At 73.2% G+C, this 8,820-nt stretch carries 10 protein-coding genes; 5 read left to right on the top strand and 5 right to left on the bottom strand.

The features are described 5' to 3' along the window. Positions 1-107 precede the first annotated feature (107 nt). From ACSNOD_RS24405 to ACSNOD_RS24395, 3 genes are all read right to left on the bottom strand, one after another. Entirely contained in the window at positions 108-1,808 is a 1,701-nt protein-coding gene (locus ACSNOD_RS24405) for an acyl-CoA mutase large subunit family protein (RefSeq protein ID WP_436769186.1), read from the bottom strand. Positions 1,809-1,938: 130 nt separating this feature from the next. Continuing rightward, complete coding sequence (locus tag ACSNOD_RS24400) at positions 1,939-2,265, bottom strand: DUF3817 domain-containing protein (protein WP_436769185.1); 327 nt, start codon at positions 2,263-2,265, stop codon at positions 1,939-1,941. 92 nt (positions 2,266-2,357) lie between these two features. Beyond that, positions 2,358-2,867 (bottom strand): MarR family winged helix-turn-helix transcriptional regulator, encoded by a 510-nt coding sequence (locus ACSNOD_RS24395; RefSeq protein ID WP_436769184.1) that lies wholly within the window; start codon positions 2,865-2,867, stop codon positions 2,358-2,360. Positions 2,868-3,066: 199 nt separating this feature from the next. Here ACSNOD_RS24395 and ACSNOD_RS24390 point away from each other — a divergent pair, with 199 nt between their 5' ends. Continuing rightward, positions 3,067-4,239 carry a helix-turn-helix domain-containing protein gene (locus tag ACSNOD_RS24390; protein ID WP_436769183.1) on the top strand — a complete coding sequence of 391 codons (1,173 nt, stop codon included), beginning with the start codon at positions 3,067-3,069 and terminating at the stop codon, positions 4,237-4,239. Here the strand turns inward: ACSNOD_RS24390 and ACSNOD_RS24385 are convergent. Then, positions 4,229-4,573, bottom strand: coding sequence for a DUF3817 domain-containing protein (locus ACSNOD_RS24385; protein WP_436769182.1), 345 nt, complete (start codon positions 4,571-4,573; stop codon positions 4,229-4,231). The two genes, ACSNOD_RS24390 and ACSNOD_RS24385, sit on opposite strands and share 11 nt — an antisense overlap. A 220-nt stretch (positions 4,574-4,793) precedes the next feature. On the opposite strand from ACSNOD_RS24385, the gene ACSNOD_RS24380 reads away from it, so the two are divergent. The 4 genes from ACSNOD_RS24380 to ACSNOD_RS24365 all read left to right on the top strand — a co-directional run bounded on the left by ACSNOD_RS24380 (position 4,794) and on the right by ACSNOD_RS24365 (position 7,460). Next, complete coding sequence (locus ACSNOD_RS24380) at positions 4,794-5,432, top strand: AIM24 family protein (protein ID WP_436769181.1); 639 nt, start codon at positions 4,794-4,796, stop codon at positions 5,430-5,432. Next, the gene (locus ACSNOD_RS24375) at positions 5,432-6,082 is read left to right on the top strand and encodes an AIM24 family protein (protein ID WP_436769180.1); all 651 of its coding nucleotides are present in this window, start codon (positions 5,432-5,434) and stop codon (positions 6,080-6,082) included. Before ACSNOD_RS24380 ends, ACSNOD_RS24375 begins: the two co-directional genes overlap by 1 nt. Then, positions 6,079-6,870, top strand: coding sequence for an AIM24 family protein (locus tag ACSNOD_RS24370; RefSeq protein ID WP_436769179.1), 792 nt, complete (start codon positions 6,079-6,081; stop codon positions 6,868-6,870). The genes ACSNOD_RS24375 and ACSNOD_RS24370 overlap by 4 nt, the downstream gene beginning before the upstream one ends. Positions 6,871-6,983: 113 nt before the next feature. Further along, the gene (locus tag ACSNOD_RS24365; RefSeq protein ID WP_436769178.1) at positions 6,984-7,460 is read left to right on the top strand and encodes a MarR family winged helix-turn-helix transcriptional regulator; all 477 of its coding nucleotides are present in this window, start codon (positions 6,984-6,986) and stop codon (positions 7,458-7,460) included. An 87-nt stretch (positions 7,461-7,547) separates the two neighbouring features. Here ACSNOD_RS24365 and ACSNOD_RS24360 read toward each other — a convergent pair whose 3' ends face one another. Next, entirely contained in the window at positions 7,548-8,660 is a 1,113-nt protein-coding gene (locus ACSNOD_RS24360; protein WP_436769187.1) for a sensor histidine kinase, read from the bottom strand. Positions 8,661-8,820: the final 160 nt, after the last annotated feature.

The raw sequence follows: 8,820 nt of genomic DNA, 5'->3' as shown, positions 1-8,820 counted from the left end.
GGGGTGGCCCGGGCCGAAAGGGCGGGACGTCACGGGCAACGTGAACGTGGGGAGTCCCCGGCCGGAGGCCGGGGGGGACGGCTCCCGGCCGGAGGCCGGGAAAGACGTCAGAAGCCCGGCGGCTCCGTCCAGACCCCCCACTCCTCGCGGAGCACCCCGCAGATCTCCCCGAGCGTCGCCTCCACCCGCACCGCGTCCAGCATGGGCCCGATCATGTTGCCGCCATCGCGCGCGGCATCCAGCATCGCGCCCAGCGCCCCCCGCACCGCCGCCTCGTCGCGCGCGGCCTTGCGGTCGGCGAGCACCCGCACCTGCTCGCGCTCCACCTCGTGGCTGACCCGCAGGATCTCCAGGTCGCCCGTGACGGAGCCCTCGTGGCAGTTGACGCCGACGACGCGCTTGTCGCCCTTCTCCAGCGCCCGCTGGTACTGGAACGCGGACTCGGCGATCTCGCCGGTGAACCAGCCGTCCTCGATGCCGCGCAGGATGCCGGAGGTGATCGGCCCGATCGGGTGCTCCCCCGTCGGCACCGCGCGCGCCCCCCGCTCCTTGATCTGGTCGAAGATCTTCTCCGCGTCGGCCTCGATCCGGTCGGTGAGCGCCTCGACGTACCAGGAGCCGCCCAGCGGGTCGGCGACGTTGGCGACGCCGGTCTCCTCCATGAGCACCTGCTGCGTGCGCAGCGCGATCTCCGCGGCCTGCTCGCTGGGCAGCGCGAGCGTCTCGTCCAGCGCGTTGGTGTGCAGCGAATTCGTGCCGCCGAGCACCGCGGAGAGCGCCTCCACGGCGGTCCGTACGACGTTGTTGTACGGCTGCTGGGCGGTGAGCGAGACCCCCGCGGTCTGCGTGTGGAAGCGCAGCCACTGCGCCTTGTCCGTGCGGGCGCCGTAGACGTCGCGCATCCAGCGGGCCCAGATGCGGCGGGCCGCGCGGAACTTGGCGATCTCCTCGAAGAAGTCGATGTGCGCGTCGAAGAAGAAGGAGAGGCCGGGGGCGAAGGTGTCGACGTCCAGGCCGCGCGAGAGGCCGAGCTCGACGTAGCCGAAGCCGTCGGCGAGGGTGTACGCGAGCTCCTGCGCGGCCGTGGCCCCCGCCTCGCGGATGTGGTAGCCGGAGACGGAGAGCGGCTTGTACGCGGGGATGCCCCGCGTGCAGTACTCCATGAGGTCGCCGATCAGCCGCAGATGGGGCTCGGGGGCGAAGAGCCACTCCTTCTGGGCGATGTACTCCTTGAAGATGTCGGTCTGGAGCGTGCCGTTGAGGACGGCCGGGTCGACGCCCTGGCGTTCGGCGGCGACCAGGTACATGCAGAAGACCGGCACGGCCGGGCCGGAGATCGTCATCGAGGTGGTGACGTCGCCGAGGGGGATGTCCCGGAAGAGGATCTCCATGTCGGCGGCGGAGTCGATGGCGACCCCGCAGTGGCCGACCTCGCCGAGGGAGCGGGGGTCGTCGGAGTCGCGGCCCATGAGGGTCGGCATGTCGAAGGCGACCGAGAGGCCCCCGCCGCCGGCGGCGAGGATCATCTTGTAGCGCTCGTTGGTCTGCTCGGCGTTGCCGAAGCCGGCGAACTGCCGGATGGTCCAGGTGCGGCCGCGGTAGCCGGTGGGGTGCAGGCCCCGGGTGAAGGGGTACTCCCCGGGCCAGCCGATGCGCTCGAAGCCGGGCACGGAGCTGCCCGGCGGGGGACCGTACACGGGCTCCACCGGGTCACCGGAGAGCGTGGAGAAGTCGGCGTCCCGCGTGCGGGCCGCGTCGTACCGGGCCTGCCAGCGGCGGCGGCCCTCGTCGATGGCGTCGGCATCCATACCCACGAATTTACTAGGACGTCCTAGTAATTGTCGATGGCACAGCCCCGTGCACCATGCACGGGGCCGAGGGGGCGCGCCGGGGCGCGGCCGGGGACGCGGAGCGGTCGCGCCGGGGCGCGACCGGGGCTCACGCCTCGGCGGTCGCCGGGTCCGCGTCGGTGACCAGCGGCCGGACCTCGCGGGTGATCTTCGGCTCGACGAAGAACGAGGCGAGCGGGATGCAGCCCGCGGCCAGCACCCACAGGAGCTTGCCGAACGACCACTTCGCCTTGGACCCCAGGTCGAAGGCGAAGATGACGTAGATGATGAACAGCACGCCGTGGATCTGGGAGATCAGCATGGTGTCGCCGACCTCGAAGCCGTACTTCGCGACGATCGCGGCGGTGAACACCAGCAGCCAGACGGCGGTGATGTAGGCCATCACCCGGTAGCGGGACAGCACGCTCTGCTTCATGGCTACGAGCGTAACCGCAGGCGCGCGTGATCCTTGCGCGGGTGGCCCCCGACGGGCTCCCCGCGCCGCGGCCGGCGCCCCGCGGACCCGCGTCAGGACTCCTCGAAGTCGCCCGCGGCGACCCGCAGCGGGCGCAGCATCGCGAAGATCTCCGCGCACTCCTCGGCGTCGTACGCGCCGAGCCCGAAGTCCATGGCCATCAGATCGCGGGTGGCCGCCTCGACCACCTCGCGGCCCTTGTCGGTGATGGCGGCGAGGGTGCCGCGGCCGTCGTTGGGGTTGGGCCGCTTGGCCACCAGCCCGGACCGCACCAGCCGGTCGACGGTGTTGGTCACCGACGTCGGGTGCACCATCAGCCGCTCGCCGATCTTCGACATCGGCAGCTCGCCGGCCTTGCTGAAGGTCAGCAGGACCAGCGCCTCGTACCGGGCGAAGGTGAGCCCGTACGGCTTGACCACCGCGTCGACCTGTCCGAGCAGGATCTGCTGCGCGCGCATGATGGAGGTGATCGCCGCCATGGACGGCACCGCGCCCCAGCGCGCGGTCCACAGTTCATCGGCGCGCGCGATGGGGTCGAACGACAGACTGAGGGGCTTCGGCACGGTCCCGAGCCTACCCGGCGGTCACATGGTGGGCCCCGGCGTCTCGCGGATCGGAACCGCGGCCCGCATGCCCCGGCCCCGCTCCGGGTAGAAGTCCCGGCGCGGCCCGGCCATTCGGGCAGGGCCGAAAGTGCGAGGGCCGCCGGCCCCTTGGCCTCTCGATGCGCCAGGCGCCCGGCCCGGAGGGAGGGCGGCCCGCATGCCTCTGAGCATCCGCCTGGAGGCGGACGACCTGACGCGCTGTCGCTTCGCGATCTCCCCGCTGCGGGACGTACGGGAGGCGGTGCGCGTGCTGGAGCGGCCGGCCCGGTACGGCTCCCCCCTGCCCTGGCCGCGCCGGATGCGGGACGCCGCCGCCGGGCTCGACCTGCGGCCGCTGTGGCTGCTGGCCCCCGACGCCGGCCACGGCCCCGACTTCCTCTGCCCGCCGCCGGCCGGGCCGGTCGCCTCCGTCGAGGACGAGCTGGCCCGGGTGCGGGCCACGGCGCCGGCGCGGGCCCGGGACGAGCTGGTGCGGGCCCTGGCCAGGACCCCCGGCGCGGCGCACTCCGAGCGGGGCCGCGCCCTGCTCGCCGACCCGGCGCGGGCCGTACAGGACCTGGCCGATCTGCTGGAGCTGACCTGGAAGGCGGTGCTCGCCCCGCACTGGCCGTGGCTGCGCACCCTGCTGGAGGCCGACGTGGCCTTCCACTCCCGCCGGCTGACGGAGAGCGGGCCCGAGCGGTTCTTCGCCGAGCTGCACCCCTCGCTCTCCTGGGCGGGCGGCCCGCCCGCCGACCCCCCGGCCGTGACCGCGGCCGCGGCCGGCTGCGGCCCGGCGGCGCGCTCCCGGCTCCCGGAGCAGGGCCGGCCCACCGGCGCGCGGCCCGCGGGGCAACCGTCCCCGCCCACCGGCGCGCGGCCCGCCGGGCAGCCGTCCCCGCCCGCCGAGGCGCGGCCCGCCGTGCGCACCCTCGACGGGCGGCGCGGGCTGACGCTGGTGCCGAGCGTCTTCGTCGGGCCGGACGTGGTGGGCCAGGTGGGCGCGTCCGGCCGGCCCGTGGTGGTCTACCCCGCCCGGGGGGCCGGCGCGCTGTGGGGCGAGACGGCCGGGCGGCCGCCGGAGGCCCTGGCCACGCTGCTGGGCCGGGGGCGGGCCACGGTGCTCACCGCGCTCGCCGAGCCGGCGACGACGACCGCGCTGGCCCAGCGCCTCCATCTCGCGCCGTCGTCGGTGTCGTCCCATCTGTCGGCGCTGCGCGGCGCGGGGCTGCTCGTCTCGCACCGCGACGGCCACCAGGTCATATACGAGAGAACCCCGCTCGGGATCGCGCTGGCGACCGAGGCGGGGCGCGGCGATCAAGGGGCGGGAGCCCGGTTCGTCAGGCGTTGACGACGCCCTCGCGGCGGGCGCGGGCCGCGATCACACCGGCCTCGATCTCCCGCTTGAGCATGCGCTCGGCGAAGAAGCCGCCGAACGGCAGCACCGCGAGCACGAAGAACAGGGCCGGGCGCTTGAGGGGCCACTTGGTCCGGTTCCAGGCGTCCAGCAGGAAGACCACGAACAGCAGGAACAGGATGGCGTGGACCCAGCCCATCACCGGAACGGCGTTGAAGTCGGTGTTCCGCTTCAGCCACGAGCAGACCAGCAGCAGCGGGAACGAGATGGCCTCGGGGAGGGAGACCAGACGGAGGCGGCGCAGGGCGGAAGCGGTCTTGATGTCCACGGGGGCACCTTCGGTGTGTGACGGTTCGGCGGGGGGCTGGGTCGTGTCCGGGCACGCGGGACGCCGATCCCCCGCCCGATCACTACGATCAAGCTTGTGAATCGGCGCACAAGCGCGCGGCCCCATTGTGACAAAGGCGGCGGCGCGGCCCGGCCCCGGGGTCCCTCCGGGCCCATAGCCCCTGTTCGGACCCGGCTGCCGCCGGATACCGTCTCGTGTCGTGGCTCAGTTTCGACTCCAAGGCAGCAAAGTGCTCGCCGTAGACATGACCGGCGACGCCGTCAAAGCGAAGAACGGCGCCATGGTCGCGTACGACGGCCAGATGGCGTTCAAGAAGATGTCCGGCGGCGGTGAGGGCCTGCGCGGCATGGTGACCCGCCGGCTGACCGGCGAACAGATGGAGGTCATGGAGGTGAAGGGGCACGGCACGTGCTACTTCGCCGACCGGGCCAGCGAGATCAACCTCGTCTCGCTCAACGGCGAGAAGCTCTACGTCGAGGCCAGCAATCTGCTGTGCGCCGACGCCGCGCTGCGCACCGGCACCTCCTTCACCGGGCTGCGCGGCGGCGCCCAGGGCAACGGCCTGTTCACCACCACCGTCGAGGGCACCGGACAGGCCGCGATCATGTCCGACGGCCCGGCGGTGGTGCTGCGGGTGACCCCGCAGTATCCGCTCCAGGTGGACCCCGGCGCCTATGTGGCGCACACCGGGGACCTGCGCCAGCACTTCCAGTCGGGGGTCAACTTCCGCACGCTCGTCGGCGAGGGCTCCGGCGAGGCCTTCCAGATCCGCTTCGAGGGCGACGGACTGGTCTACGTCCAGCCCAGCGAGCGCAACACGGTCGGGGGCGAGATCTGATGCCGTTCCGCGAGATCAATTCCAAGATGGTCGAGGCGCGGATCGAGCCCGGCCAGCGGCTGTTCAGCCAGCGCGGCGCGATGCTGGCGTACACCGGTCAGGTCAGCTTCACCCCGAACATCCAGGGCGGCCAGGGCGGCCTCGCCTCGATGATCGGGCGGCGGGTCGCGGGCGAGGCGACGCCCCTGATGACGGTCGAGGGCAGCGGCACGGTGATGTTCGGCCACGGCGGCCACCACATCCAGGTGATCCAGCTCGCCGGCGACACCCTCTACGTGGAGGCCGACCGGCTGCTCGCCTTCGACGGCACCCTGGAGCAGGGCACGATGTTCATGGGCTCCCAGGGCGGGGTGATGGGCATGGTGCGCGGCCAGGTGACGGGCCAGGGCCTGTTCACCACGACGCTGCGGGGGCACGGCTCGGTCGCGGTCATGGCCCACGGCGGAGTGATCGAACTGCCGATCACCCCGCAGCGGCCGGTGCACGTCGACCCGCAGGCGTACGTCGCCCACCACGGCGAGGTCCGCAACAAGCTGTCCACCGCGCTCGGCTGGCGCGACATGGTCGGGCGCGGCTCCGGCGAAGCGTTCCAGCTGGAGCTGTCCGGCAGCGGCGCGGTGTACGTCCAGGCATCGGAGGAGAAGCTGTGACCACCCCCCTGGCCGGCGGTCCGGCCGTGTTCGACCCGTACACGCTGCCGGTCGACGACAACGTCAACCCCTACACCTTCTGCGTCGAGCTCAAGGGCCAGTGGTTCCTGCAGAAGGGGAAGATGATCGCCTACTACGGGCAGATCGACTTCCACGGCATCGGCCACGGCCGGCTCGACCGGCTCGTGGCCGGCAACTTCCACTCCCCGCTGCACGCCGCGGACTGGGTGGTGGCCGAGGGCCAGGGCAAGATGCTGCTCGCGGACCGGGCCTTCGACGTGAACTCCTTCGACCTGGAGGACGGCAACCTCACCATCAGGTCCGGCAACCTCCTGGCGTTCCAGCCCGGTCTGTCGCTGAAGCAGTCGATCATCCCGGGCTTTGTGACGCTGATCGGAACCGGGAAGTTCGTGGCGGCCTCCAACGGCCCGGTGGTCTTCGTGGAGCCGCCGATCCGGGTGGACCCGCAGGCGCTGGTGGGCTGGGCGGACTGCCCCTCGCCGTGCCACCACTACGACCACGAGTACCTGCGGGGCGTGGTCGGGGGCCTGCGGGCGCTGACCGGCGTCGGCGGCAGCTCCGGCGAGGAGCACCAGTTCGAGTTCGTGGGCGCGGGTCAGGTGCTGCTCCAGTCGAGCGAGCAGCTGATGCCCGAGATCGCGACCGGCACGGTGCCGCACGAGCCGGGCGTTCCGGGCGGCGGCCACCACCCGGGCCAGCGACCGGGGTCGGGCGTGCCGCAGCTTCCCGGACAGCTTGGAGACCTCCAGCGTCGCTTCGGGCTGTGAGCGGTAGTCTGCGGAGTGTGATGTCGAACGCGTGCGCGCGGGGGCCGGCACGTGAGGCGCATCACACCTCCGACATTAGTTCACCATTCAACTTTTATGGGTAGAATTTTCCTATGGAGACCGAGACGGCCACCCGCTGGCTCAGCGACGCGGAGCAGCGCGCCTGGCGCACCCATCTGGACGTCAACAAGCTGCTGATGCACCAGCTCGAGAAGGATCTTCAGCCGTTCGGACTGACCAACAACGACTACGAGATCCTGGTCAACCTCTCGGAGTCGGCGGAGCGGCGGATGCGGATGAGCGACCTCGCGGCCGCCACGCTGCAGTCCAAGAGCCGCCTCTCCCACCAGATCACCCGCATGGAGAACGCGGGCCTGGTGCGCCGGGTGAACTGCGAGTCCGATCGGCGCGGGCTCTTCGCCGTCCTCACCGAGCAGGGCATGGAGACCATGCGCAAGGTGGCCCCGCACCATGTGGCCTCCGTGCGCAAGCACTTCATCGACCTGCTGTCGGCGGAGGACCTGGAGACGCTGCGCGCCTCGCTGCAGCCGATCGCCGACCACCTGCGGGCCCAGCGCCGCGGCTCGTAGCCCCTCCGTCGCACGCGGCTCGTCAGCCCCTGTCGTACGCGGCTCCCCGGACCGGCCCCGGCCCGGCGAGCCGCGTACGACACCCGCTCACGCCAGGGGCAGCCGCACCTCGAACAGCGCCCCGCCCCCCGGCGCGGAGCGCACCCCCAGGGTGCCGCCGTGCCGGGTGACCACATCGCGGGCGATGGCCAGCCCCAGACCCGCGCCGCCCTCGTCGCGGCTGCGCGCGTCGTCGAGCCGGACGAACCGCTCGAAGATCCGTTCGCGCTCCGCCTCCGGCACCCCCGCGCCGTCGTCGGCGACCTCCAGCACCGCCCGATCGCCCTCCCGCCGCCCCGAGACCGTCACCCGCGAGGCCGCGTGCCGCTGGGCGTTGTCCAGCAGATTGGTCAGCACCTGGGCCAGCCGGGCGCGCGAGCCGGGCACCTCCAGCCGCTCCGGCAGCTCCCCGATCCGCACCGGCACCCGCCCGGCCGTCCGCTCGGCAGCCCGCTCGGACAGCTCCGCCCGCACCAGCTCGGCGAGGTCGGCCCGGCCGCCCTCCCGCGGCCGCTCCCCCGCGTCCAGCCGCGCGAGCAGCAGCAGATCGGCGGCGAGCCGCTGCAGCCGTACGGTGTCGGCGGCCGCGCCCGCGACATCCAGCAGCTCCGGGTGGGCCACGGCCACTTCCAGCTGGGTGCGCAGCGACGCGATGGGGCTGCGCAGCTCGTGCGAGGCGTCGGCCACGAACCGCCGCTGCCGGTCGACCGCCGCCTCCAGCGCGGCGAGGGTCTCGTTGGTGGTGGCCGCCAGCCGGGCCACCTCGTCGCCCGTGCCGGGCTCCGGCACCCGCCGGGAGAGGTCGGCGGAGGCGGTGATGGCGGCCATCTCGCCGCGGATCGCCTCGACGGGCCGCAGGGCGCGCCGGGTCACCAGCCAGGTGACGCCGGCCACGACGACGAGCAGCGCCGGCAGCCCGGCGAGCATCGCGGTGCGCACCTCGGCGACGGCGTGCCGCTCGGTGGCGAGCGGGGCGCCGGCGGACACCGTCACGGTCTCCCCGCCGGGGGTGGTGGCGGCCACGGAGGCGAAGCGGTAGTCGGCCCGCTCCCCGTCGACGGTGGCCGTGCCGGTGTGCAGCCGGACCTTCCGGCCGACCTCGCCGCGGCCCGGCCTGCTCTGCCGCTCGTCGTCGTCATCGGCGTCGGCGTCGGCGTCCAGCTCGGAGTCGGTGTCGGAGTCGGTGCCCGCGTCGGCGTTCGCTGTCGGCTCGGCGTCGGATTTCGGCTCCGCGTCGGCTTTCGGGTCGGAGTCCTGGTCGGTGCCCGGGCCCGTACGCTCCGGCCCCGGCGCGGAGGCGGGCGGGGGCGGAGCGTACGGG

Origin of the sequence: Streptomyces sp. URMC 123, from assembly GCF_051386515.1 — a bacterium.
GTDB lineage: Bacteria > Actinomycetota > Actinomycetes > Streptomycetales > Streptomycetaceae > Streptomyces.
Note: the sequence above shows the minus strand (reverse complement) of the source record. Positions and strands in the feature narration are given on the sequence as shown.